The sequence below is a fragment of the Pseudomonas sp. URIL14HWK12:I6 genome (genome assembly GCF_000514195.1).
Taxonomy (GTDB): domain Bacteria; phylum Pseudomonadota; class Gammaproteobacteria; order Pseudomonadales; family Pseudomonadaceae; genus Aquipseudomonas; species Aquipseudomonas putida_A.
Genome location: NZ_AZVL01000001.1, coordinates 81829 through 105032, shown reverse-complemented (window position 1 = coordinate 105032; position 23204 = coordinate 81829). Strand labels below are relative to the sequence as shown.

General features: G+C 61.6%; 24 protein-coding genes. 13 read left to right on the top strand and 11 right to left on the bottom strand.

Annotated features, from left to right (window positions below; translation table 11 throughout):
• The first annotated feature begins 11 nt into the window (after positions 1 to 11).
• The 3 genes from H043_RS0100530 (at position 12) to H043_RS0100520 (ending at position 1842) form a co-directional block, all read left to right on the top strand.
• Positions 12 to 569 carry a DNA-3-methyladenine glycosylase I gene (locus H043_RS0100530; protein ID WP_027610277.1) on the top strand — a complete coding sequence of 186 codons (558 nt, stop codon included), beginning with the start codon at positions 12 to 14 and terminating at the stop codon, positions 567 to 569.
• A 40-nt stretch (positions 570 to 609) separates the two neighbouring features.
• Complete coding sequence (locus H043_RS0100525) at positions 610 to 1497, top strand: lysophospholipid acyltransferase (protein ID WP_027610276.1); 888 nt, start codon at positions 610 to 612, stop codon at positions 1495 to 1497.
• 105 nt (positions 1498 to 1602) lie between these two features.
• A complete protein-coding gene (locus tag H043_RS0100520; RefSeq protein WP_007960749.1) occupies positions 1603 to 1842 on the top strand; it encodes a PilZ domain-containing protein in 240 nt (79 codons plus the stop codon).
• A gap of 1 nt (position 1843) precedes the next feature.
• On the opposite strand, the gene H043_RS0100515 is transcribed toward H043_RS0100520, so the two are convergent.
• From H043_RS0100515 to def, 5 genes are all read right to left on the bottom strand, one after another.
• Positions 1844 to 2158 carry a tetratricopeptide repeat protein gene (locus H043_RS0100515; protein ID WP_027610275.1) on the bottom strand — a complete coding sequence of 105 codons (315 nt, stop codon included), beginning with the start codon at positions 2156 to 2158 and terminating at the stop codon, positions 1844 to 1846.
• 147 nt (positions 2159 to 2305) lie between these two features.
• On the bottom strand, positions 2306 to 3682 hold the full coding sequence (trkA, locus tag H043_RS0100510; RefSeq protein ID WP_003220233.1) for a Trk system potassium transporter TrkA: 1377 nt from the start codon (positions 3680 to 3682) through the stop codon (positions 2306 to 2308).
• Positions 3683 to 3704: 22 nt separating this feature from the next.
• Positions 3705 to 5015 carry a 16S rRNA (cytosine(967)-C(5))-methyltransferase RsmB gene (gene rsmB, locus H043_RS0100505; RefSeq protein ID WP_027610274.1) on the bottom strand — a complete coding sequence of 437 codons (1311 nt, stop codon included), beginning with the start codon at positions 5013 to 5015 and terminating at the stop codon, positions 3705 to 3707.
• On the bottom strand, positions 5012 to 5971 hold the full coding sequence (gene fmt, locus H043_RS0100500; RefSeq protein ID WP_027610273.1) for a methionyl-tRNA formyltransferase: 960 nt from the start codon (positions 5969 to 5971) through the stop codon (positions 5012 to 5014). Before fmt ends, rsmB begins: the two co-directional genes overlap by 4 nt.
• A gap of 57 nt (positions 5972 to 6028) precedes the next feature.
• The gene (gene def / locus H043_RS0100495; protein ID WP_027610272.1) at positions 6029 to 6535 is read right to left on the bottom strand and encodes a peptide deformylase; all 507 of its coding nucleotides are present in this window, start codon (positions 6533 to 6535) and stop codon (positions 6029 to 6031) included.
• Positions 6536 to 6694: 159 nt separating this feature from the next.
• On the opposite strand from def, the gene H043_RS0100490 reads away from it, so the two are divergent.
• From H043_RS0100490 to H043_RS0100475, 4 genes are all read left to right on the top strand, one after another.
• Complete coding sequence (locus H043_RS0100490) at positions 6695 to 7720, top strand: LysM peptidoglycan-binding domain-containing protein (protein WP_027610271.1); 1026 nt, start codon at positions 6695 to 6697, stop codon at positions 7718 to 7720.
• An 82-nt stretch (positions 7721 to 7802) separates the two neighbouring features.
• Complete coding sequence (gene dprA, locus H043_RS0100485) at positions 7803 to 8900, top strand: DNA-processing protein DprA (RefSeq protein WP_027610270.1); 1098 nt, start codon at positions 7803 to 7805, stop codon at positions 8898 to 8900.
• Between the two features lie 55 nt (positions 8901 to 8955).
• Positions 8956 to 9513, top strand: a complete 558-nt coding sequence (locus tag H043_RS0100480; RefSeq protein ID WP_003220243.1) for an L-threonylcarbamoyladenylate synthase — start codon at positions 8956 to 8958, stop codon at positions 9511 to 9513.
• 240 nt (positions 9514 to 9753) lie between these two features.
• Complete coding sequence (locus H043_RS0100475; protein WP_027610269.1) at positions 9754 to 10425, top strand: hypothetical protein; 672 nt, start codon at positions 9754 to 9756, stop codon at positions 10423 to 10425.
• A 65-nt stretch (positions 10426 to 10490) separates the two neighbouring features.
• On the opposite strand, the gene H043_RS0100470 is transcribed toward H043_RS0100475, so the two are convergent.
• Positions 10491 to 11468: a quinone oxidoreductase gene (locus tag H043_RS0100470; RefSeq protein WP_027610268.1), complete on the bottom strand. Its 978-nt coding sequence runs from the start codon at positions 11466 to 11468 to the stop codon at positions 10491 to 10493.
• A 163-nt stretch (positions 11469 to 11631) separates the two neighbouring features.
• Here H043_RS0100470 and hemF point away from each other — a divergent pair, with 163 nt between their 5' ends.
• Together hemF and aroE are read left to right on the top strand one after the other, a co-directional pair.
• Entirely contained in the window at positions 11632 to 12546 is a 915-nt protein-coding gene (gene hemF, locus H043_RS0100465) for an oxygen-dependent coproporphyrinogen oxidase (protein WP_027610267.1), read from the top strand.
• Between the two features lie 9 nt (positions 12547 to 12555).
• Positions 12556 to 13377 carry a shikimate dehydrogenase gene (gene aroE / locus H043_RS0100460; protein ID WP_027610266.1) on the top strand — a complete coding sequence of 274 codons (822 nt, stop codon included), beginning with the start codon at positions 12556 to 12558 and terminating at the stop codon, positions 13375 to 13377.
• Positions 13378 to 13467: 90 nt separating this feature from the next.
• On the opposite strand, the gene H043_RS0100455 is transcribed toward aroE, so the two are convergent.
• The 3 genes from H043_RS0100455 to betC form a co-directional block, all read right to left on the bottom strand.
• Positions 13468 to 15036: a SulP family inorganic anion transporter gene (locus H043_RS0100455; RefSeq protein ID WP_027610265.1), complete on the bottom strand. Its 1569-nt coding sequence runs from the start codon at positions 15034 to 15036 to the stop codon at positions 13468 to 13470.
• Between the two features lie 211 nt (positions 15037 to 15247).
• On the bottom strand, positions 15248 to 16168 hold the full coding sequence (gene choX / locus H043_RS0100450) for a choline ABC transporter substrate-binding protein (RefSeq protein ID WP_027610264.1): 921 nt from the start codon (positions 16166 to 16168) through the stop codon (positions 15248 to 15250).
• A gap of 15 nt (positions 16169 to 16183) precedes the next feature.
• Entirely contained in the window at positions 16184 to 17698 is a 1515-nt protein-coding gene (betC, locus tag H043_RS0100445) for a choline-sulfatase (protein WP_027610263.1), read from the bottom strand.
• A gap of 114 nt (positions 17699 to 17812) precedes the next feature.
• On the opposite strand from betC, the gene H043_RS0100440 reads away from it, so the two are divergent.
• Entirely contained in the window at positions 17813 to 18763 is a 951-nt protein-coding gene (locus tag H043_RS0100440) for a LysR family transcriptional regulator (RefSeq protein WP_027610262.1), read from the top strand.
• Between the two features lie 4 nt (positions 18764 to 18767).
• Here the strand turns inward: H043_RS0100440 and H043_RS0100435 are convergent, their stop codons facing one another.
• A complete protein-coding gene (locus H043_RS0100435; RefSeq protein ID WP_027610261.1) occupies positions 18768 to 19430 on the bottom strand; it encodes an NAD(P)-dependent oxidoreductase in 663 nt (220 codons plus the stop codon).
• Positions 19431 to 19513: 83 nt separating this feature from the next.
• Between H043_RS0100435 and H043_RS0100430 the strand changes: the two genes are divergently transcribed.
• Positions 19514 to 19840 carry a DOPA 4,5-dioxygenase family protein gene (locus H043_RS0100430; protein WP_027610260.1) on the top strand — a complete coding sequence of 109 codons (327 nt, stop codon included), beginning with the start codon at positions 19514 to 19516 and terminating at the stop codon, positions 19838 to 19840.
• On the opposite strand, the gene H043_RS0100425 is transcribed toward H043_RS0100430, so the two are convergent.
• Positions 19841 to 20242, bottom strand: a complete 402-nt coding sequence (locus H043_RS0100425) for a GFA family protein (protein WP_027610259.1) — start codon at positions 20240 to 20242, stop codon at positions 19841 to 19843.
• Positions 20243 to 20565: 323 nt separating this feature from the next.
• Between H043_RS0100425 and H043_RS0100420 the strand changes: the two genes are divergently transcribed.
• Positions 20566 to 21873, top strand: a complete 1308-nt coding sequence (locus tag H043_RS0100420; protein WP_007954069.1) for a CitMHS family transporter — start codon at positions 20566 to 20568, stop codon at positions 21871 to 21873.
• Between the two features lie 70 nt (positions 21874 to 21943).
• Positions 21944 to 22711 carry a TerC family protein gene (locus H043_RS0100415; protein ID WP_027610258.1) on the top strand — a complete coding sequence of 256 codons (768 nt, stop codon included), beginning with the start codon at positions 21944 to 21946 and terminating at the stop codon, positions 22709 to 22711.
• Positions 22712 to 23204 lie beyond the last annotated feature (493 nt).

Genomic DNA, 23204 nt, shown 5'->3' with positions numbered 1-23204 from the left:
CCTGGAGCCTTATGCCACGCTGCTTTTGGTGTACCGAAGATCCGCTGTACATGGCTTATCACGATCAGGAGTGGGGCACGCCGCTACGCGATGCGCAGGGTTTGTTCGAGTTGCTTTTGCTCGAAGGGTTCCAGGCCGGGCTGTCGTGGATCACCGTGCTGCGTAAACGCGAGCGCTACCGCGAGGTGTTGTACGGCTTCGACGTGCAGCGTGTGGCGCAGATGAGCGACGCCGAGATCGATGAACTGATGCTCGATCCGGGGATCATCCGCAACCGCCTCAAACTCAATGCCGCCCGACGCAATGCCCAGGCCTGGCTGGCGCTGGAGGACCCGGTGGCCTTCCTCTGGTCGTTCGTCGGCGATCGACCGATCATCAATCATTTCAAGGATCGCAGCGAAGTCCCGGCGATCACCCCCGAAGCGCTGGCGATGAGCAAAGCCCTGAAAAAGGCCGGCTTCACCTTCGTTGGCCCAACCATTTGCTACGCACTGATGCAGGCTTCGGGCATGGTCATGGATCACACTCAGGACTGCGACCGCTACGCGCAGCTGGTCAACGGCGGTTAGAATGGCCGCCTCGCGCACAGCACAAAATCAGGAGTGACCTGTGGAAAAGTTTAAAGGCGCCTTGCTGGTAGGCGCTCTGCGGCTGTTTGCCCTGCTGCCATGGCGGGCCGTGCAGGCCGTGGGTTCGGCGATCGGCTGGATCATGTGGAAAACCCCCAACCGTTCCCGCGACGTGGTGCGGATCAACCTCGCCAAATGTTTTCCACAGATGGATCCGGCCGAGCGCGAGCGTCTGGTCGGCCAGAGCCTCAAAGACATCGGCAAGTCTCTGACCGAAAGCGCCTGCGCGTGGATCTGGCCGGCCCAGCGTTCCATCGATCTGGTGCGCGAAGTCGAAGGCCTCGACATCCTCAAGGATGCGCTGGCCTCGGGCAAAGGCGTGGTCGGCATCACCAGCCACCTGGGCAACTGGGAAGTGCTGAACCACTTCTATTGCAGCCAGTGCAAACCGATCATTTTCTACCGCCCGCCAAAGCTCAAGGCTGTGGATGAATTACTGCGCAAGCAACGCGTGCAGCTGGGCAACAAGGTCGCTGCCTCCACCAAGGAAGGCATCCTCAGCGTCATCAAGGAAGTGCGCAAAGGTGGTGCAGTGGGCATTCCGGCTGACCCGGAACCGGCCGAATCCGCGGGGATCTTCGTACCGTTCTTCGCCACCCAGGCGCTGACCAGTAAATTCGTGCCGAACATGCTCGCCGGCGGCAAAGCGGTCGGCGTGTTCCTGCACGCCCTGCGCCTGCCGGACGGCTCCGGCTACAAAGTGATCCTCGAAGCGGCGCCCGAGGCCATGTACAGCACCGATACCGAGGAATCCTGCGCAGCGATGAGCAAAGTCGTTGAACGCTACGTTGCCGCGTATCCAAGCCAATACATGTGGAGCATGAAGCGCTTCAAGAAACGTCCGCCGGGCGAAGCGCGCTGGTACTGAACAAGTTGGCACACTCTGTGGATAACCTGTAGGAACGCCGAAGGCTGTGATCTTTTGATCTTGCTTGAGGTTATCCACAACCCGTTCATTCAAGGGCGCATAAAGATGTCCGAACAACGCAAATCCTTCCGCATCAAGATCACCCACGACAGCTTCGGCGAATGCCTCGGGCAGACGCGCAATCTGTCGGCCACCGGCGTGTATGTGCAGCATCCGCGCCTGGCGTCATTGCCCAAGGGTGCGGTGGTTTATGGCCAGGTGCAGGATTTACCCACAGGCGCGCCGCGGGTGCGAATGGAAGTGGTGACGGTGGATGCCGAGGGCATCGGCCTGCGTTATCTCTAAATTATTGCGCCTGGCGGTCGAGCTTCTTCAGAAACACCGTCATTTCCTTCTCGGCCTGCTTGTCGCCATGGGCGCGGGCGGCTTCCAGACCTTGTTCCCACGCCTGCCGTGCGGCCGCGTGATCGCCGAGTGCGAGTTGCGCTTTGCCCAATAGCTTCCACGCCGCCGAGTACTTCGGGTCGAAACCGACACAGCGCTGGAAATGCTCGGCTGCCTTGGCGTTCTCTCCCAAATCCAGATAACCCTTGCCCAGGCCAAAGCGCAGCAATGAGTTATCCACACCCTTGGCGAGCATTTTTTCCAGGGATTCGAGCATGGGCGGAGTCCTTTTCTGTGGAGTGTCAGGTGTTGATCGGTGTCAGTTACACCGCTTTCGCGAGCAGGCTCGCTCCCACAGGGGAAACGCATTCCAAATGTGGGAGCGCGCCTGCTCGCGAAGGGGCCAGTGCCGTCAGCGCAAAACTCAGAAGAAGCTCAAACCCACATGAAACAGCTTCTCCACATCGCGAATATGCTTTTTATCCACAAGGAACAGAATCACATGGTCGCCGGTTTCGATCACCGTATCGTCGTGGGCGATGATCACTTCTTCGTTGCGGATGATCGCGCCAATCGTGCTGCCCGGCGGCAGGCCGATTTTCTCGATCGGCCGGCCGATGACCTTGCTCGACTTCGCATCGCCGTGGGCAATCGCCTCGATGGCCTCCGCCGCACCCCGGCGCAGTGAGTGCACACTGACGATATCGCCACGGCGTACGTGGGCCAGCAAGGTGCCGATGGTCGCCAGTTGCGGGCTGATGGCGATGTCGATGTCGCCGCCCTGGATCAGATCGACGTAAGCCGGGTTGTTGATGATCGTCATCACCTTCTTCGCGCCCAGGCGCTTGGCCAGCAGCGACGACATGATGTTGGCTTCGTCATCGTTGGTCAGCGCAAGGAAGATGTCGGCGTCGGCAATGTTCTCTTCCAGCAGCAGATCACGGTCCGACGCACTGCCCTGCAGCACCACGGTGCTGTCGAGGGTGTCGGAGAGATAGCGGCAGCGCGCCGGGTTCATCTCGATAATCTTCACCTGGTAGCGGCTTTCGATGGCCTCGGCCAGACGCTCGCCGATCTGCCCGCCACCGGCAATCACGATGCGCTTGTAGGTTTCGTCGAGACGGCGCATTTCGCTCATCACCGCGCGAATATTCTCACGGGCGGCGATGAAGAAGACTTCGTCATCGGCCTCGATCACCGTATCGCCCTGCGGCAGGATCGGCCGGTCGCGGCGGAAAATCGCCGCGACACGCGTCTCGACATTCGGCATGTGCTCGCGCAACTGGCGCAGTTGTTGGCCCACCAGCGGCCCGCCGTAATAGGCGCGCACCGCCACCAGTTGCGCCTGGCCTTCGGCGAAGTCGATCACTTGCAGCGCGCCCGGATGCTGGATCAGACGCTTGATGTAGTTTGTCACCACCTGCTCGGGGCTGATCAGCACGTCGACCGGAATCGCTTCGTTCTGGAACAGCTGTTCTTCGCGATTGAGGTAGGACGCTTCGCGCACCCGGGCGATCTTGGTCGGGGTGTGGAACAGGGTGTGCGCGACCTGGCAGGCGACCATGTTGGTCTCGTCGCTGTTGGTCACCGCCACCAGCATATCGGCATCGTCGGCGCCGGCCTGACGCAGCACCGACGGCAGCGAGCCGCGGCCCTGAATGGTGCGGATGTCGAGACGGTCGCCGAGGTCGCGCAGGCGTTCGCCATCGGTGTCGACCACGGTGATGTCGTTGGCTTCGCTCGCCAGGTGTTCAGCCAGCGAACCGCCGACCTGCCCCGCACCGAGGATGATGATTTTCATCCAGTCACTCCGTTGAATCCGTTTAGCCGCGCGCGGCAGCGATCTTGATCAGCTTGGCGTAGTAGAACCCGTCATGCCCGCCCTGTTGAGCCAGCAATTGGCGACCATGGGGCTGTTTGATCCCGGCCGTAGTTGCCAGATCCAGTTCGCGGGCACCGGGCGTGCGCTCAAGGAACGCGGCGATGACTTCGGTGTTCTCGGTCGGCAAGGTCGAGCAAGTGGCGTAGAGCAGGATGCCGCCGACTTCGAGGGTTTTCCACAGGGCGTCGAGCAGCTCGCCTTGCAGTTGCGCGAGGGCAGCGATGTCGTCCGGCTGACGGGTCAGCTTGATGTCCGGGTGACGGCGGATCACGCCGGTGGCCGAGCATGGCGCGTCGAGCAGGATGCGCTGGAACGGCTTGCCGTCCCACCACGCGGCGGTATCGCGGCCGTCGGCAGCGATCAGTTCGGCGCTCAGCCCCAGCCGCTCAAGGTTCTCCTTCACCCGCACCAGCCGCTTGGCTTCCAGATCCACCGCCACCACGCCGGCCAGCGCCGGTTCGGCTTCGAGGATGTGGCAGGTCTTGCCGCCCGGCGCGCAACACGCATCGAGCACCCGTTGGCCCGGGGCCAGATCGAGCAGATCGGCGGCCAGTTGCGCGGCTTCGTCCTGCACGCTGATCCAGCCTTCGGCAAAACCCGGCAGGCTGCGCACGTCGGCGGCGGCGTCGAGGACGATGCCGTCGCGGCTGTAAACGCACGGCGTGGCGGCGATGCCGGCCTCGCTGAGCAAGCCGAGGTAGGCGTCGCGGCTGTGATAGCGGCGGTTGACCCGCAGGATCATCGGCGGATGCGCGTTATTCGCCGCGCAGATCGCTTCCCATTGTTCCGGCCAGAAGGCTTTCAGGGATTTCTGCAGCCAGCGCGGGTGGGCGGTACGCACCACCGGATCGCGCTCCAGCTCGGCGAAAATCGTCTCGCTTTCGCGCTGGGCATTGCGCAGCACGGCGTTGAGCAGACCCTTGGCCCAGGGCTTTTTCAGCTTGTCGGCGCAACCGACGGTTTCGCCGATGGCCGCGTGCGGCGGCACGCGGGTGTAGAGCAGTTGATAGAGACCGACCAGCAGCAGCGCCTCGACATCGGCGTCGGCAGCCTTGAACGGCTTCTGCAGAAGCTTTTCCGCCAGCGCCGACAGCCGTGGCTGCCAGCGCGCGGTGCCGAACGCCAGATCCTGGGTGAAGCCACGATCGCGGTCTTCGACCTTGTCCAGTTGTGTCGGCAGGGAGCTGTTCAGCGAAGCCTTGCCGCTGAGCACGGCGGCGAGTGCCTTGGCGGCGGCCAGACGCGGGTTCATTGCGCGTCCACCACGGCGCCGAGCACGGTGCCGACGGCGAATTTCTCGCGGCGGCTGTTGAACAGGTCGCTGAAGTTCAGGGCCTTGCCGCCGGGCAGTTGCAGACGGGTCAGGCACAGCGCCTGCTCACCGCAGGCGACGATCAGGCCGTCCTTGCTGGCGCTGAGAATTGCACCCGGGGCGCCTTTGCCGTCCGCCAGCGTCGCGGCCAATACCTTCAGCGCTTCGCCGTTGAGGGTGCTGTGGGTGATCGGCCATGGGTTGAAAGCACGCACCAGACGCTCCAGTTCGACCGCCGGACGGCGCCAGGCGAGGCGCGCTTCGTCCTTGTTCAGTTTGTGGGCGTAGGTGGCGAGCTCGTCGTTCTGCACTTCGCCTTCGAGGGTTCCGGCGGCCAGACCGGCAATTGCCTGGACCACGGCGGGCGGACCCATTTCGGCGAGGCGGTCGTGCAGCGTGCCGCCGGTGTCGTTGGCGCTGATCGGGGTCACGACCTTGAGCAGCATCGGTCCGGTGTCGAGGCCCGCTTCCATGCGCATCACGGTCACGCCGCTTTCGGCATCACCGTGTTCCACGGCGCGCTGGATCGGCGCCGCACCGCGCCAGCGTGGCAGCAGCGAAGCGTGGCTGTTGATGCAGCCAAGGCGCGGAATATCCAGCACCGCTTGCGGCAGGATCAGGCCGTAGGCGACCACCACCATCAAGTCCGGCTTCAGTGCGGCGAGTTCAGCCTGAGCCTCAGCGTTGCGCAGGGTCGGCGGCTGCAACACCTGGATATTATTTTCCTGCGCCAACTGCTTAACCGGGCTCGGCATCAGTTTTTGCCCACGACCGGCCGGACGATCCGGTTGGGTGTAGACCGCAACGATCTCGTAAGGGCTGTTCAGCAGGGCCTTGAGATGTTCGGCGGCGAATTCCGGGGTGCCGGCAAAAACGATGCGCAGTGGCTCAGTCATGAAAGGAGTCTCATAAAAAGAAAAAGGCTTGCCGCAGCAAGCCTTTGAAGAGGGGCATCAAGCGTTCTGGCGGTGCAGCTTTTCCAGTTTCTTCTTGATCCGGTCGCGTTTGAGCGTGGACAGGTAATCGACGAACAACTTGCCATTGAGGTGGTCGCATTCGTGCTGGATGCACACCGCGAGCAGGCCTTCGGCGATCAGTTCGTAAGGCTGGCCATCGCGGTCCAGTGCCTTGATTTTGACCTTCTGCGGGCGGTCAACGTTTTCGTAGAAACCCGGCACCGACAGGCAGCCTTCCTGGTATTGATCCATCTCGTCGGTCAGCGATTCGAACTCGGGGTTGATGAACACCCGGGGTTCGGTGCGGTCTTCGGAAAGGTCCATCACGACGATACGTTTGTGCACGTTGACCTGGGTCGCGGCGAGGCCGATGCCCGGCGCTTCATACATTGTTTCAAACATGTCATCGACCAACTGACGCACTTCGTCGTCCACTACAGCCACAGGTTTGGCGATAGTACGCAGACGCGGGTCCGGGAATTCGAGGATGTTTAAAATGGCCATAGGCTGATTGCTGCACGTATTGAGTAAAGTCGGGTCGATGGCCTGGCAGGTCCGAAGATGCAGGCTACCGTTGTGAAGCGTAGCTAATGCAATTTGCAGTAGCGAGCCACGGGGGCTCTGACGGTTCACGCGAACGCACATGATAAAGGGATTCGCTGCATGAGGAAAACACTACTCGCCCTGCTGCTTCTGGCTTCGGCCGCGGCTGCGCAAGGGCAAGTGCAACTCAGGGATGGTTTTCCACAGCAATACACGGTGGTTTCGGGAGACACCCTCTGGGACATTTCCGGCAAATACCTGCGCGAGCCCTGGCAATGGCCACAGCTGTGGCGGGCCAATCCGCAAATTGAAAACCCCAACCTGATCTACCCCGGCGACACGCTGACGCTCAGTTACGTCAACGGCCAGCCGCAGCTGACCCTCAAGCGCGGCGAGTCACGGGGCACCATCAAGCTGTCGCCACGCATCCGCACCAGCCCGGTGGCCGAGGCGATTCCGAGCATTCCGCTGAAATCGATCAACAGCTTTCTGCTGAGCAACCGCATCGTCGACAAAGTCGAAGACTTCGACAAGGCGCCGTACATCGTCGCCGGCGATGCCGAGCGCGTGTTGAGCGGCACCGGTGACCGAATCTTCGCTCGCGGGCATTTCGACCCGAATCAGCCGGTGTACGGCATCTTCCGCCAGGGCAAGGTCTATACCGACCCGCAGACCAAGGAGTTTCTCGGGATCAACGCCGACGATATCGGTGGCGGTGAAATCGTCGCCACCGAAGGCGACGTCGCCACCCTCGCCCTGCAACGCACCACCCAGGAAGTACGTCTGGGCGATCGTCTGTTCAGCGGCGAAGAGCGCTCGATCAATTCGACTTTCATGCCCAGCGCCCCGAGCACCAACATCAACGGCCTGATCATCGACGTGCCGCGCGGCGTCACGCAGATCGGCGTGATGGACGTGGTCACCCTGAACAAAGGCAAGCGCGACGGTCTGGCCGAAGGCAATGTGCTGGTGGTGATGAAAACCGGGGAAACCGTGCGCGACCGGGTCACCGGCCAGCCGCTGAAAATTCCCGATGAACGGGCCGGTCTGCTGATGGTGTTCCGCACCTACGACAAGCTCAGTTACGGCCTCGTACTCAACGCATCGCGCTCGCTGGCGGTGCTCGACAAGGTGCGAAATCCTTAGCAGGCTTAACAAGTTACCAACAGAGTTATCCACAGCTTGTTCCGAATGGTTCGGGACTTATAACGATCAAGGATGATCCACGATGCTGTCTGCCTGTACGCCGGTTTCCCCTGCGGAACTGGAAGCGCGTTTGCGCCTGCACCGCTTGCCGGAAATCGGTCCGAAACGTTTTGCCAAACTGCTTGAAGCCTTCGGCTCGGCGTCAAAAGCCCTGAGCGCGCCGGCCAGTGCCTGGCGAGCGCTGGGTCTGCCAGCGGCGTCGGCCGAGGCCCGGCGCAGCCCGCAAGTGCGCGACGGCGCCAGCCATGCATTGCGCTGGCTAGAGCGGCCCGGCCAGCATCTATTGATGTTGGACCAGGCGGATTATCCGGCGCTGCTGGCGCAGATCCCTGACCCGCCACCGCTGTTGTTCGTCGCCGGTGATCCGCTGATTCTGGAAAAGCCGCAACTGGCGATGGTCGGCAGTCGCAGTGCTTCACGTCCGGGAATGGACACCGCCGCAGCGTTCTCCCGCAGCCTCGCCGGGGCCGGTTTCGTCATCACCAGTGGGCTGGCGCTGGGTATCGATGCGGCTGCGCATCAAGCGGCTCTGGATGTCGGCGGGCAAACCGTCGGCGTACTCGGCACCGGCCTGGAAAAGTTTTATCCACAGCGCAATCGTCGACTGGCCGACGCGATGATTGCCTCGGGCAGTGCGGTGCTTTCGGAGTTTCCACTGGACGCCGGCCCGACGGCGAGCAACTTCCCCAGGCGCAACCGGATCATCAGCGGTTTGTCCCTCGGCGTGCTGGTGGTCGAGGCGAGTGTCGCCAGCGGTTCGCTGATCACTGCCCGGCTGGCGGCGGAACAGGGCCGCGAGGTGTATGCGATTCCCGGCTCGATCCATCACCCCGGTGCGCGCGGCTGCCATCAGTTGATCCGCGACGGCGCGGTGCTGGTGGAAACCATCGAACACATTCTCGAAGCCCTGCGCGGCTGGCAGCATTTGCCGTTATCCACAGACCCGCTGGACTCCGCGCATCCCTTGCTTGATCTGCTGCACGCCGCGCCGCACACCAGCGAAGCCTTGGTCGAGAGCAGCGGCTGGGCGTTGCCCAAAGTCCTTGCAGCCCTAACCGAACTGGAAATGGACGGCCGCGCAGTGTGTGAAAACGGTCGCTGGCTGGCGAGGACACGCTAGGTTTTACAGGGAAGATCGGTAAACTGCGCAAAACCTGTTTTCGGAGAGTTTTTTCATGGTCAACAGTTGGCGTGTGCAACAAGCCGCACGAGAGATTCGCGCCGGGGCGGTGATTGCCTATCCAACCGAAGCCGTCTGGGGGCTGGGTTGCGACCCGTGGAACGAAGAGGCAGTGGATCGTCTGCTGGCGATCAAGAACCGTTCGGTGGACAAGGGCCTGATCCTGGTCGCCGACAACATCCGCCAGTTCGACTTCCTGTTCGAAGACTTCCCGCAAGAGTGGCTCGACCGCATGGCCAGCACCTGGCCGGGGCCGAACACCTGGCTGGTGCCGCATCAGAACCTGTTGCCGGAATGGGTGACGGGCGTGCATGACACGGTGGCGCTGCGGGTCAGCGATCACCCGCAGGTGCGGGATCTGTGCTCGATGGTCGGGCCGCTGATTTCCACCTCGGCCAACCCGCAGGGGCGGCCGGCGGCGCGCACGCGGTTGCGCGTCGAGCAGTATTTCCGTGGGCAGATCGACCTGATCCTTGGCGGGCAACTGGGTGGGCGCAAGAACCCCAGCGTGATTCGCGATCTGGCAACCGGCAAGGTCATTCGTCCCGACTGATCCTGCGTCGAAAACCTTTACTGTGAGTCTTCCTCGCCTTGATGGTGAGGAGGACTACGCGCGCCTGCGATTTATCCTGCAATGACGGCAGTTTCCTTGTCGGAAAATTCGCCAAGTCCCCGGATTCATTGGCTTTTCCCACTTGATTATCAGACTTTCTGGTGTGGCGGAATCGGCAAAAGCAACCATCCTTTCCCTGCACTCGAAACACTTCGATAAGTTAAGGTCTGCGGAGAAAGAATGGACACTACCAATTTGCAACTCACGGATTACCTGCAGGCGCTTCAGGTGACGTTGAAGAGTCACCATGAGGGTTGTCGCATCGTGATGCTTGAGGCAGGGGCGGATACTCAGGAGTTCGACCGGTTTATCGATCGGCAATTTCGGCTTCGGTTGCAGCATTACATGCTGACTTCACGGGCGCGGATGCTCGAAACCAGACTGGCGATAAAGTCGCGCAGTACCCATTTCCTGCTGTATCGGCACGATCAACTGTTGGCGGTATTGAGAGCGACTCCGGCACCGTTCGAGTGGGTATCGCTGGCGCAGCAACACGTTTCTCCCACAGTAGCGCTGTCGCGCCATGTCGAATTCAGTCGATTGATGTCGTACACACCCAATCAGTTGCCCATTGCGGTCAACGGTCTGCTGGCGGCCGCTACCGAGTGGGCCATTAAACGCGGTTATAACGGGGTAACCGCGTTGTGCAGATCGCAACAGCTGCGCTTCTACCAGCGCTTCGGCCTGATGCCGATCGCTTCCAATGCCCTGCATATCGACCAGCGCGCACGCGGCGATTACTGGGTGCTGTCAGCCGAGTGGCGGCAAATTCTCGCGGCGGTCCAACCGCCTGATCCGGCGGTTGGCCACGTGGTGCAGAAACCGTTGGAGTGTCATCTGCCGAGGTGTTGAACGCGTTCGAACTGACTTGCCAGCCGTGGGTTCGCAACCCTGACTGGCAAGACGTCGAAGGTTTGTCAGGGCAGCAGGATGGTCGAGCCGGTGGTACGCCGGGCCGACAATTCGGTCTGCGCCTTCGCCGCATCAGCCAGTGGATAGCGCTGGCTGATGCTCACCTTGAGCTTGCCGCTGATGATCATCTCGAACAGCTCGTCGGCCATGCGCTGCAGGTTCTCGGCGTTGTTGGCGTAGGTCGCCAGGGTCGGGCGGGTCACATACAGCGAACCCTTGGCTGAAAGAATCCCCAGATTCACCCCGTCCACCGCACCGGAGGCATTGCCGAAACTTACCACCAGTCCACGCGGCGAAACGCTGTCGAGCGAGGTCAGCCAGGTGTCTTTGCCGACGCCGTCGTACACCACCGGGACTTTCTTGCCATCGGTCAGCTCCAGCACCCGCTGTGCCACGTTTTCGTGGCTGTAATCGATGGTTGCCCAGGCACCGTTGGCCTTGGCCAGTTCGGCTTTTTCCTTCGAGCTGACCGTACCGATCAGCTTCACGCCCAGTGCCTTGGCCCATTGGCAGGCCAATGAACCGACACCCCCGGCAGCGGCGTGGAACAGAATGGTTTCGCCACCCTTGAGTTCATAGGTCTGGCGCAGCAGGTACTGCACGGTGAGGCCCTTGAGCATGACCCCGGCTGCGGTCTCGAAGCTGATTTCGTCCGGCAGCTTCACCAGATTGGCTTCGGGCAGGGTGTGCAACTGGCTGTAGGCGCCCAACGGGCCGCTGCCATATGCCACGCGATCACCGACCTTGAACCGGGTGACGTCGCTCCCCACCGCATCGACGATGCCGGCGCCTTCTGCGCCGAGGCCGGACGGCAAGGCCGGCGGGGCATACAGACCGCTGCGGAAATAGGTATCGATGAAGTTCAGGCCGATCGCCTTGTTCGCCACCCGCACCTGATTCGGGCCGGGCGCGGCGGGTTCGTAGTCAACAAACTCGAGCACTTCGGGACCGCCGTGGGCGCGGAACTGGATACGCTTTGCCATCTGCCTGCTCTCCTTGGGTCGTTTGTAAGCCCCCTATCCAACTCCCCTGCTTGATCTTCGTCAACTGCGGCGCGCAGGTTTGCGGTGTTATGCTACGCGCCCATTTGCGCCGCCCCCTGCCTGCGGGGCGCCCGCGTAGTTATGCCCGATTCAAGGTGAAGCCATGACGACCCGCACCGACGCCGTAAAGGCCTATCTGCTCGATTTGCAAGACCGCATCTGTGCCGCGCTGGAAACCGAGGACGGCGGCACGCGCTTCGTCGAAGACGCCTGGACCCGGCCTGCCGGTGGTGGCGGCCGTACCCGCGTGATCGAAAACGGTACGGTGATCGAAAAGGGCGGCGTCAACTTTTCCCACGTGTTCGGCAGCGGCCTGCCGCCGTCGGCCAGCGCCCATCGCCCGGAACTGGCCGGTCGCGGTTTCGAAGCCCTCGGCGTGTCGCTGGTGATTCACCCGCACAACCCGCATGTGCCGACGTCCCACGCCAACGTGCGCTTTTTCATCGCCGAGAAGGAAGGTGAAGAGCCGGTCTGGTGGTTTGGCGGCGGCTTCGACCTGACCCCCTATTACGGCAACGAGGAAGACTGCATCCACTGGCACCGCGTCGCCGAACAGGCCTGCGCGCCGTTCGGGCCGGACGTCTATCCGCGTTACAAGGCCTGGTGCGACACCTATTTCCACATCAAGCATCGCCATGAACCGCGTGGCATCGGTGGTCTGTTTTTCGACGACCTGAACGAGTGGGATTTCGACACCAGTTTCGCCTTCATGCGCGCCATCGGTGATGCCTACATCGACGCTTACCTGCCGATCGTGCAGCGCCGCAAGCACGATGCGTTCACCGCACAGCAGCGTGAATTCCAGGAATTCCGCCGTGGCCGCTACGTCGAGTTCAACCTGGTCTACGACCGAGGCACCCTGTTCGGCCTGCAATCGGGCGGGCGTACCGAGTCGATCCTCATGTCGTTGCCGCCGCAAGTGCGCTGGGCCTATGACTTCAAGGCCGAGCCCGGCAGCGAAGAAGCGCGCCTGACCGACTACTTCCTGCAAGACCGCGACTGGCTGGCCCAGGCCTGAGGACTGCTGATGGATCGTTACGTCGTTTTCGGTAACCCGATCGGCCACAGCAAGTCGCCGATGATTCACAAACTGTTCGCCGAGCAGACCGGTCAGTGCCTCGACTACAGCACCCTGCTGGCGCCGCTTGACGACTTCAGTGCCTGCGCCATGGCGTTCTTCCATGACGGTCGCGGCGCCAACGTCACGGTGCCGTTCAAGGAAGAGGCCTATCGCCTGGCGAACAGCCTGACCGCTCGCGCGCAGCGCGCTGGTGCGGTGAACACCTTGAGCAAACTGGTCGACGGTTCGCTGCTCGGCGACAACACCGACGGCGCCGGTCTGGTGCGCGACCTGACGGTGAATGCCGGTTTCAGCCTGACCGGCAAACGCATCCTGCTGCTCGGCGCTGGCGGCGCGGTGCGTGGCGCGCTGGAGCCGTTGCTGGCGGAGAAGCCGGCATCGGTGATTATCGCCAACCGCACGGTGGACAAGGCCGAGCTGCTGGCCGAGCTGTTCTGTGATCTGGGGCCGGTGTCGGCCAGTGGTTTCGACTGGTTGCAGGAGCCGGTGGACGTGATCATCAACGCCACCTCCGCCAGCCTCACCGGCGACGTGCCGCCGATTGCCGCGAGCCTGATCGAGCCGGGCCAGACCCTGTGCTACGACATGATGTACGGCAAAGAGCCGACCGCATTCTGCCGTTGGGCCAGCGAGCATGGCGCGGCGGTATCGATGGATGGTCTGGGGATGCTGGCTGAACAGGCGGCCGAGGCGTTTTTCCTGTGGCGCGGGGTGCGTCCGGATACGGCGCCGGTACTGGCGGAACTACGCCGCCAGTTGGCCCTTTAAAAGCTTCGCGAGCAAGCCCGCTCCCACATTGGAATGCGATCAAATGTGGGAGCGGGCTTGCTCGCGAATGGCCGCACCGCCGATCCTGGATCAATCCTCAAACCGGATTGGACACTTTTCCGGCCCTTCGAGCTTCCGCAACTCCTCCACCACCTGCGGCCGCGCCCGGCGCAGGGTCAGGCTGCGATCCTGACGCAGCAGGCGCCGCGCCTCCTGATGCAGCATCTCCACCCCCGAATAATCGATGAAGTTGATCTGCTGCGCCTCGATCACCACCCGCGTACCGTGCAGCCGTTGCAGGCGCACTTGCAGGTAATGGCTGGCGCCGAAGAAGATCGAGCCGCCGACCCGCAGCACGTCCTCCTCACCTTCGCGCGAATGCTGCACTCGCGGTTGCGAAGTGCGCTTGAGGTAGAAGAACAGCGACGCCAGCACCCCGGCATAGATCGCGGTCTGCAGTTCCAGTAGCAGCGTGGCGAGGCAGGTCAGCGCCATGACCACGAACTCGGCCCGGCTGACCCGCAGCAACGAACGAATCCCGCGATGATCCACCAGGCCCCAGGCGATCAGCAGAATGCTCCCGGCCATCGCCGGAATGGGGATGCGTGAAATCAGCCCGGCGCCAAAAATCGCGAACAGCGCGACCCAGATCGCCGAAAAAACCCCGGCCAGCGGCGAACAGGCACCCGCCTCGTAACTCAGGCCTGAGCGGGTGAACGAACCGGCGGAGAGCGATCCGGAAAAGAACGCCCCGACAATATTCGACAAGCCCTGTGCGCGGACTTCCTGGTTGGCATCAAGCAACTGCTGCGAACGTGCAGCAATCGAACGGGCAATCGACAGGCTGGTGACCAGACCGAGCATGCCCACCGCCACGGCGCTCGGCAGCAAACGCAGGACCAGATCCAGATCCAGCGGCAGCGCACTGAACGGTGGCAGGCGTCCGACAAAGGCGCTGACCAGATGCACGTGGCCGAACATCGCCGGCCATAACCACACCACTGCGCTGCCCAGCACCAGCGTTATCAACAGAGTCGGCCAGCGCGGCAGCAGTTGTCTGAGGACAAAACCGACCAGCACCGTGGCCACACCCAATACCAGTGATGGTTTATCCACAGCCCGCAGGTGTTGCAGCAGGTCCATCAGACTGGCCAGCGCCGTGGCTTTCGCCGGCAGGTCCAGCCCCAGCAGATTGGGCAACTGGCCGATGGCGATCACCACCGCCGCGCCGAGGGTGAAGCCGAGCACCACCGAGTGCGAGACGAAATTCACCAGTGCACCGAAGCGCAGCAGGCCGAGCAGCCACTGGAAAATCCCCGCCAGAAAGCTCAGCAGCAGGATCAGCGTGATGTAGTCCTGGGATGCGGGTACGGCCAAGGGACTGATGCTGGCATACAGCACAATCGAAATCGCTGCAGTCGGGCCGCAGATCAGATGCCACGACGACCCCCACAGGCAGGCGATCAGCACCGGGATGATCGCCGCATAGAGGCCGTATTCCGGCGGCAGGCCGGCGATCAGTGCGTAGGCGATCGACTGCGGCAACGCGAGAATCGCACCGCTCAGGCCAACGACCAGATCCCGGCCGACGCTGGCGCGGGTTTGCCGGGGCAGCCAGGTCAGGAAGGGAAAGAGTGAGTGGCGACTGGGCAGGGCCATGGGTCCTCGCGGTGTGTGGGTTTATGCAAGGTTATCAGGACGCGCCAATTACTGTGGTGAGGGGATTTATCCCCGATGGGCTGCGAAGCGGCCCCAAAACCGACGGTCTCGGTGAGTCAGGTATACCGAGTGCATAGACTTTGCGACTGCTGCGCAGCCGATCGGGGATAAATCCCCTCGCCACGAGTAAGTTGTCGTCAAGTAGAAAGCGTCAGAGCTTGGCCTTCACCGCAGGCAATGCATCCTTGCCATCCAGCGTCTTCACGCCATCCAGCCACTTGTCCAGCACCGCCGGATTGGCCTTGATCCATGCCTTCACCGCATCGGCATTGCTGACTTTCTTGTTCACCACCTCAGCCATGATGCTGTTCTCCATGTCCTGGGTGAACGTCAGGTTGGTCAGCAACTTGCCCACATTCGGGCAGGCCTCGGCGTAGCCTTTGCGCGTCAGGGTGTAGACGCTACCGGTGTCGCCGAAATACTTCTCGCCGCCCTTGAGGTAATGCATCTTCAGCTGCACGTTCATCGGGTGCGGGGTCCAGCCGAGGAAGGTGACGAATTTCTGCTTCTTCACTGCCCGCGACACTTCGGCGAGCATCGCCTGTTCGCTGGATTCGATCAGCTTCCACTGGCCGAGGTCGAAGTCGTTCTTCTTGATGATTTCCTGCAGCGAGATGTTCGCTGGCGCACCGGAGCCGATGCCGTAGATTTTCTTGTCGAACTTGTCGGCGTATTTGTTCAGGTCGGCAAAGTCATGCACACCGGCATCCCACACATAATCCGGGACGGCCAGGGTGAACTCGGTGCCGTCGAGATTCTTCGCCAGTTGCGTGACGTCACCGGTGGCGACGAACTTGTCGTAGAAGCCCTGCTGCGCCGGCATCCAGTTGCCGAGGAACACATCCACCTGACCGTCCTTCAAACCGCCGAAGGTGATCGGCACCGCGAGGGTGTCGACCTTGGCCTTGTAGCCCATGCCGTCCAGCAGAAACCCGGTGATGGCGTTGGTCGCGGCGATGTCGCTCCAGCCCGGGTCGGCCATTTTCACCGTTTCGCAGCTTTGCTCGGCAAATGCCGAGGCGCTGGCCAGAGCCAGCAGGCCAATCGTCAGTGCTGTGGATAACTTGCGCATGGACTTCCCCTTACATTATTGGTTTTGGCAGGGTTGTGGATAACGGGCCTTGCGTTCCAGATCGTCGAGGTCGATGTGGTTGCGCATGTATTGCTGACTGGCATCCACCAGCGGCTGGTGATCCCAGCTCTTCAGCTTGCCGATGGTCAGGGCATCGGCGACAAAACGCCGGCGACGCTGGCTGGCGAGCACCTCGCGGTGAATCGCCGGGATGTCCCACTTGGCCCGCGCTTCGGCGATAAAATCGTCGAACAGCTGGCGATGTTGCGGCGACTGGCTGAGTTCTTCGAGTTCACGCGGGTCGTTGTGTACATCGAAGAGTAGGCACGGGTCGCTTTCACTGTAGATAAATTTGTAGGCGCCGCGACGGATCATCATCAGCGGGCTGACGGTGCCCTCTGCCATGTACTCGCCGAACACTTCGTCGTGCCCGCCCTGCCCTTGCAGGTGCGTCAGTAGCGAGCGGCCGTCCAGCGGCAAGTTCGGCTCCAGGCTGCCGCCGGCCAGTTCAACGAAGGTCGGCAACAGGTCGGCGGTGGACACTGCCGCGCTAACCCGGCCAGCAGCGAACTGCCCCGGCGCACTGATCAGCAGCGGCACCCGTGCAGCCATCTCGAACCAGTGCATTTTGTACCAGAGGCCTTTCTCGCCGAGCATGTCACCGTGGTCGCCGGAGAACACGATGATGGTGTCATCGATCAGCCCGGTATCTTCGAGGGTTTGCAGAAGTTTGCCGACGTTGGCGTCGATATAGCTGCAAGCACCGAAGTACGCACGGCGCGCATCGCGAATCTTATCCACAGGCAGCGGCTTGTCCCACAGGTCATAGACCTTGAGCAGGCGCTGCGAGTGTGGATCGAGGGAATGTTGAACCGGGGTGCTCGGCAACGGGATGTCACCGTCGTCGTACAAATCCCAGAACGCCTTGGGAATCGTGTACGGGTCGTGTGGGTGAGTCATCGAAACGGTCAGGCAGAACGGCTGATCGCCGTCCTCGCGAATGTGATCGAACAGGTATTGCTGGGCCTTGAACACCACCTCTTCATCGAAGTCGAGCTGGTTGGTGCGCACGCACGGCCCGGCCTGCAGCACCGACGACATGTTGTGATACCAGCTCGGGCGCACGTCCGGCTCGTCCCAGTTCACCGCCCAGCCGTAGTCGGCCGGGTAGATGTCGCTGGTCAGGCGCTCTTCATAACCGTGCAACTGATCCGGGCCGCAGAAATGCATCTTGCCCGACAGCGCGGTGCGGTAACCGAGGCGACGCAGGTAGTGGGCGTAGGTCGGAATATCGGCAGGGAAATCGGCGGCGTTGTCGTAGGCGCCGATCTTGCTCGGTAACTGGCCGCTGACCAGAGTGAAACGCGACGGCGCGCACAGCGGACTGTTGCAGTAAGCGGCATCGAACACCACGCCCTGAGCGGCGAGGCGCGAAAGATTCGGCAGTTTGATTGGCGACGGGCCGTAGATTGGCAACATTGGCGCGGCCATTTGATCGGCCATGATGAAAAGAATGTTCTTGCGCTTCATGTGATCGCGGCATTCCATAGTGAATATTTATGCGACATTGCTGCGATCGAGCATGGAGTCCATGCCCCGTCCGGTAAAGCCTGCGCCGGACAATGACTAGGATAAGCACAGCTTATGTATGACGCCCTCGGCAACTTATCTCTCGACCTGTTACGCGCCTTCGAAGCGGCTGCACGCCATCGCAGTTTTACCGCCGCCGCGGTGGAGCTGGGCACTACGCAGCCGGCGATCAGCCAGCAGATCAAGCGTCTGGAAGAACAGCTGGGCGCGCGGTTGTTTGACCGGATCTATCGCGGTATTGAACTGACCGAGGGCGGCGCGATCCTGTTCGAGCAGGTTCAGCTCGGTTTGCAGAATATCGACGCAGGATTGAGTGCTATCAGTACGCAGCAACAACACGAGGTATTGCAAGTCGCCACCGATTTCGCCTTTGCCGCTTACTGGCTGATGCCACGCCTGCACCGCTTCCATGAAGCCAATCCGAACGTCGATGTCAGCTTGGTCACCAGCGAGCGCAACCACAACATGCTGCGCACCGACATCGATGTCGCGATCCTGTTCGGCGACGGGCGTTTCAAGCAAGGCGAAAGCCATTGGCTGTTTAGCGAGGAAGTGTTTCCGGTGTGCAGTCCGCAATTGCTCAAGGAGCGCGCCCTGCCCTTGCCCGCCCAGGCTTTGCTGGAGTTGCCGCTTCTGCATCTGCGCGGGGAAAACAGCAGCAACTGGTTTGACTGGAGCGGGCTGTTTCGCGAACTGGGCATCAGCACCCCGCCAGCACCGGGTCAATTACGTTTCGACAATTACACGCTGTTGATTCAAGCGGCGATTGGCGGTCAGGGCGTCGCGATCGGTTGGCGCCACCTTGTGGATAACTTGCTGAGCCAGGGCTTGCTGTGTCGGCCGATCGCCGAGACCACGTTGTCGCGCCTCGGTTATTACGTGGTGCTGCCGCAACGCAAACGCCGGGGCGCGTTGATTCAGCAGTTTGTCGACTGGTTGATGGCCGAGCAGGCCAGCAGCGCCGAATCTCTCGCCGGGGTAGCGTTACCGTCGATTGCGGTTTGAAGGCTCAGCCAGTTGCGGCGACAAAATTCACATGCTGCCCCACATGCAGATTCAACCGCAGCTCATCGGCAATCCCCACCGCAACCCGGTTCAGCCGTTCCAGCGGCTCCGCCAGCCCCGGCTCGAGATTGCCGCCCACCTGACTGAAATGCTCGATGGTCAGCCCCGCCACGCCGTGCGGGGCATTCACCAGCGTCCACTGCAATGGGCTGCTTTGCAGGGCTTCACGGATTTCTTCGGCGGCATGGCGTTGCAACCCGTCGTCCAGTTCCACCTCGTCGAGCACGGCAAAATTGCCCACCAGAAACAGCCGCGACACGTTGGCTGCCTGCAGACCATCCACCAACGCATCGACAGCCAGCACCTGTTCCACCGGCCCCAGCACCACCGATCTTTCCACATGGTCGCTGCTGAACGGCAGGCCCGGCGCATCCAGCAGGCAGATCACCGCCGAGCTGCCCGCTACGCTCTGCTTGACCCGTTCGGCATCGAACAGATCGCCGCTTTTGGTGCGCAGGCCCGGACGTGGTGCGAGTACGTTCAAATCGTCGAGAATCGCGATGACTTCGTGCTGCCGTCGCAGCAATTCAGCCATCAACGCACCGCCCAGGCTGGCCATGGCACCATAGAGCACCACTTTCACCGTCGGGGTTTCGGCATTTTTCATGGCTGATTCCTTTTTGTTGTCCCTCGTATGGCGTGTGACACGCAGCCTGCGCCGAGGGTTCGAACCGATTCAGAGGCTTTCAGATGCACGCAATCCATGGCTATCACGCCCACGTCTATTTCGACGCTGACTCAATTGATCAGGCGCGCGCTTTGTGTGAACAGGCGGCGCAGTTGTTTCCTCTGAAGATGGGGCGCGTCCATGAGCGCCCGGTCGGCCCGCATCCAGACTGGAGCTGCCAGTTGGCTTTCGGCCCGGAGCTGATCGGTGAGGTGTTGCCGTGGCTGGCGCTCAATCGCAAGGGGCTGGTGGTGTTTTTGCACCCCGACACTGGCGATGATTTGCTCGATCACACCGAGCACGCGATCTGGATGGGCGCGATACGGCCGCTGGATCTGTCTATTTTTTGATCAAAGGGTTTCTTCGGGCTCGCCCGGCAGATGCTCGTCGAGATGCAGCCAGGGCAATTGGCTGTCGGTCCAGATATGCCGCTCGGCTGGTGCCAACTCCGGGTGATCCAGTGTGGCGATGGTCACATCGATGCTCGCGGGACTGAGTTGCGTCACCAGCGCCAGCTGCGCGCCACAACGTGGACAGAAATACCGCGCGCAACTGCTCGACGAGTCATAGCGCGTTGGCGTCCCCGCCAGCCAATGAAAGCTGGCTGCCGGAACCGTGATCCACGTGGTGACAATCCCACCGCTGACTTTGCGGCAGATCGAGCAGTGGCAGTGGGCAATGTCCTGCAATGGCCCGCTGAACTGATAGCGGATGTGTCCGCAGTGGCAGCCACCGCTGTGCACTTCTTCCATGTCCCTACCCTCCCGTCCCCGAAATGATTGACTCTAGCCGCATCCGACAGCCGGTTGGCCATTCGCCTGAAGCTTTCGTCAGCGAAAGGTAGCTGAAAGGTTGCCCGATTAGGATCGCCGCCACTACCGGCAACAGACCGGTTGGCCAACGCGTGTGATCGCTCGCATGTCAGGCCCAATTAACAACAACAATGGTGATTCTGATGTCCTCTGTAGCCCGCCTTCTCGCTGAAACTCCGCCCGTACGTCTCGTGCTTCCCGTTCTGCGCTGATCCCTTCCGATCCGCTCACTCAATTAGCCGCGCTACGCCTGGAGTAATCCCATGCTGACTTTCCTTGGCTTCGCCATGGTCATCACGTTCATGTTCCTGATCATGACCAAGCGCCTGTCTGCGCTGATCGCCCTGATCATCATCCCGATCCTGTTCGCCCTGTTCGGTGGTTTCGCGCCGAAGATCGGCCCGATGATGCTCGAAGGCATTACCAAGCTTGCGCCGACCGGCGTGATGCTGATGTTCGCCATTCTGTATTTCGCCCTGATGATCGACTCCGGCCTGTTCGACCCGGCCGTGCGCAAGATCCTCAAACTGGTCAAGGGCGACCCGTTGAAAGTTTCGGTCGGTACCGCCGTGCTGGCGCTCGTCGTTTCCCTCGATGGTGACGGCGCGACCACTTACATGATCTGCGTGGCCGCCATGCTGCCGCTGTACAGCCGCATCGGCATGAGCCCGCGGATCATGGCCGGTCTGATCATCCTCGCCGGTGGCGTGATGAACATGACCCCGTGGGGTGGCCCGACCGCCCGTGCCGCCAGTGCGCTGCATGTCGACCCGTCGGACATCTTCGTGCCGATGATCCCGGCGATGGCCGCCGGTGTGGTGGCGATCCTGATCATTGCCTACTTCTACGGCAAACGTGAGCGTGCGCGTCTGGGCGAGCTGCACCTGATCGGCGACGAGATTGATCACAGTGAAATCAGCGTCTCGCAGTTCCCCGATGCTCGCCGTCCGAAGCTGATCTGGTTCAACGGCCTGCTGACCCTGGCGCTGATGTGCACCCTGATCGCGGGCCTGCTGCCGCTGCCGGTGTTGTTCATGGTGGCGTTCAGCATCGCGATGATCGTCAACTACCCGTGCCTGCAAATGCAGAAGGACCGGGTTGCGGCTCACGCCGGCAGCGTGCTGTCGGTGGTCAGTCTGATTTTCGCTGCGGGTATCTTCACCGGTATCCTGTCCGGAACCGGCATGGTCGACGCCATGTCGAAAAGTCTGCTGGCAGTGATTCCGGACTTCCTCGGCCCGTACCTGGCGGTGATCACGGCGCTGGTGAGCATGCCGTTCACATTCTTCATGTCGAACGACGCGTTCTACTACGGCGTATTGCCGGTGCTCTCCGAAGCGGCCAGCCATTACGGCATCACCGCAGTGGAAATGGCCCGTGCCTCGATCGTCGGTCAGCCCGTCCACTTGCTCAGCCCGCTGGTGCCGTCGACGTACCTGCTGGTGGCGCTGGCCGGTATCGAGTTCGGTGACCACCAGCGTTTCACCCTGAAGTGGGCAGTGCTGGTCTGCCTGTGCATACTGGTGGCCGCCTTGCTGCTGGGGACGTTCCCGCTGTTCAGCACGTTGTAACGGCATTCACTCACCATGACGCCAGCTGCTTGCTGGCGTCATGGTTTAACACTCGCTCAAAGGAATACACATGGATTGGCTGACCAACCCCGAAATCTGGGTTGCCTTCTTTACCCTGACCGCCCTGGAAATCGTTCTGGGCATCGATAACATCATCATGATTTCGATCCTGGTCAGCCGCATGCCCAAGCACATGCAGCAGCGCACGCGGATCTTCGGCCTGGGCCTGGCGATGATCACGCGGATCCTGTTGCTGCTGTCGATCACCTGGGTCATGCGCCTCACCGCCGACCTGTTCGTGGTGTTCGGCCAGGGCATTTCCGGTCGCGACCTGATCCTGTTCTTCGGTGGCCTGTTCCTGCTGTGGAAGAGCTCGCAGGAGATGTACCACGCGCTGGAAGGCGAAGACGAAAGCGGCGACGAGCCTTCGGGCAAGGGCGGCAACTTCCTTTACACGATCATTCAGATCGCGATCATCGACATCGTGTTCTCGCTGGACTCGGTAATCACTGCCGTCGGCATGGTCTCCCATGTGCCGGTGATGGTCGCGGCAATCGTCGTCGCCGTGCTGGTGATGATGGCGGCCTCGGGCAAGATCAGCGAGTTCATCGACAAGCACCCGTCGCTGAAGATGCTGGCGCTGTCGTTCCTGCTGGTGGTCGGTACCGTACTGATCGCCGAGTCGTTCGACGTGCATGTGCCGAAAGGCTACGTCTACTTCGCCATGGCGTTCTCGCTGGCGGTGGAAGCGATCAACATCAAACTGCGCGGCGCGATGGCCCGGAAGAAACAGCAGCAGGATCCGGTGAAACTGCGCAAGGATGTTCCGGGGCAATAACCCGGTAGTCCTGAATCACGCAACACCCCTGTGGGAGCGAGCCTGCTCGCGAAGACGGAGTGTCAGTCGACAACAATGTTGGCTGATCCACCGCTTTCGCGAGCAGGCTCGCTCCCACAGTTGTTTGTGCATTCAGGCAGGGGGGACGAGGTTGTGCAGCACCCGGTTCACCGCCAGTTCGCTGCGTTTAATCCCCTCAAGCTCTGACACAAAAACCTGTGGGAGCGGGCTTGCTCGAAGGCGTCGTATCAGTCGATAGAAATGTTGACTGGCCCACCGCTTTCGCGAGCAAGCCCGCTCCCACAGGGGAATCCGGGTTTTCAGGTCAGGTGGATAAAGCCATTTTCATGACACTTTTGTTTCAATCCGCACTTTAGCTGTGCAATGCTGGCGCCCAGTCCGTTAGCCAACTACAGCTTAAGTATCAAAAACGTAGAAACCGCGCGGTACCGTCAACTTGCCCCTTTGGGGCGCTGCTACTACAGGGGGTCTG